The 1,628-nt window shown below is 54.7% G+C and carries 2 protein-coding genes and 1 pseudogene; all 3 read right to left on the bottom strand.

The features are described 5' to 3' along the window. Positions 1-859: amidoligase family protein (locus B5F88_RS19395; protein WP_087937041.1), on the bottom strand; the 859-nt coding region annotated here is incomplete at its 3' end. A gap of 94 nt (positions 860-953) precedes the next feature. Then, positions 954-1,253 carry a hypothetical protein gene (locus tag B5F88_RS21675; RefSeq protein WP_242959899.1) on the bottom strand — a complete coding sequence of 100 codons (300 nt, stop codon included), beginning with the start codon at positions 1,251-1,253 and terminating at the stop codon, positions 954-956. Then, positions 1,243-1,628, bottom strand: a pseudogene (locus B5F88_RS19385) (plasmid segregation actin-type ATPase ParM); the annotation flags it as partial. The gene B5F88_RS21675 and the pseudogene B5F88_RS19385, both read right to left, overlap by 11 nt.

Raw genomic sequence — 1,628 nt, 5'->3', positions numbered from 1 at the left:
TGTGCTTGAACTCGGGTCCATTCAACCCAAGGCGTACCAGCCATACCCGAAAGGTGAACAGCTCATTATCGCTTTGCGTCTTGCGCATGACGGTGCTGCGCTGGGCGATAGCCTGGGCCGACATGGCAAGGCACAAATTCACATAGGCAGCAGCGCGGCCTGCGTGGAGGGTGGAATTAAAACAGCGGAATTCGACGGTCCCCCGGAAAAACACGGAATGGAGATTGAGCGCATAGTACCGTGTCCAGTTGTAGTGCTCCGTGCTGCCGTTATCCCCCTCATACCAGATAGTTTCCAGCTGTGTCAGATTTTTGGTTTCTTCGGATGAAAGCTTGCGTGCCTTTTGCAGCATGGGTTCCCGTACTTTCTGGCAATAGTTCGCTATGCGATAGGAGTTAACCTGGAGTGCCTTGAACAGAATATCTTCTTTGGAATACATAATGCCCAACAGGTTTTTCAGGCTCTGGCGATTATGGTTTGCGGCATCCACATGGACATGGATACCGCAGGAGGAATTGACTTTTCCCCCTGCAGTGCGGACGCGGCGGACGCATTCCTGAAATTTGGGCAATTCCGCATAGGTCAGTTTGGGCGTGACCATTTCCACACGATACCTCGGATCTGAGGTGGAGGTGTATCTGGCACCCACTTTCTGTTCACCACGGATGCTGCTGTCACTCATCAGCCGCCATTCTTTTCCCTCCCCATCCCGCACATACCAGCTGTCGTAGTAGTCATCCCCACGGCGAGGCTCCGTCCCAAAATAATCTGCCAAGGCTTGTGCCGCCTGTTCACGTGTAATTCCGGTCAGTTCCACTTCCACGCCGAAACACTGATCTTTTAGTCCTACTTCATTCATGTCACTGCTCCCTTCTAAAAGATGTTTCAAAACCTTGCAAACACTGTATCCGTTCGAAAACCGCTGATCCCGGCGAACATATCAAAATAGCGTATCAGGTGATCTCATCTTCTTCCTGCTGCAGGGCAAGAAGAAAGCCGAGGACATTCTCATCCATGTCCCCGGCCTGTGCCTGCTGGCTTTTTTCTGTTGTCAGATCTAAATGGCGCAGTTCTTCCCGGATCAGCCCACGGATGGCAGACAGGAGGGCATCCTGTTCATGGGCTTTACACACCATCCGACACACAGCGTCTGTCCGCTGTCCGGCAGGGATGGAACTGAGAATGTGCCACGCCTCACGCTGTTGGGATGATGCCAGAGAAAAAGAAAGGTTGAGCCGCCGCTTACCCGCCATGGCCCACACCCCGCGACATCTGCCCTACAAGGCGCTCATATCCTTTGGCGTTCAGGGATACGTCATCCAGGATAAGCGGGCGGCACAGGCCGTCTGTGGCCGAAAGGTGACGTTTTAAGAGCGCCGCTCCGCCACCCAGAAAGATGGTGGGCATGGCTCGGATGTCCAGGCCGCTTTCTGTGACTGCCGAGAGCAGGCTTCGGGCGTACTTGCCTGCCTGGGCGTGAATAACCGCCCTGATTCGCTCATCCATCCCGCCGGAGCTACCCCGCAGGGCGCTCTCGATCTGAGCGGTAGTCATGGACAGCCCAAACAACCGGCGCACCTGTTCGCTGATTTCATCGATACAGCGGATCATGCCCAGTTCCAGACTCC

Source organism: Flavonifractor sp. An306 (assembly GCF_002159455.1).
Classification (GTDB): Bacteria; Bacillota; Clostridia; order Oscillospirales; family Oscillospiraceae; genus Flavonifractor.
The sequence above is the reverse complement of the archived record's forward strand: the minus strand, read 5'-3'. Positions and strand labels throughout refer to the sequence as shown.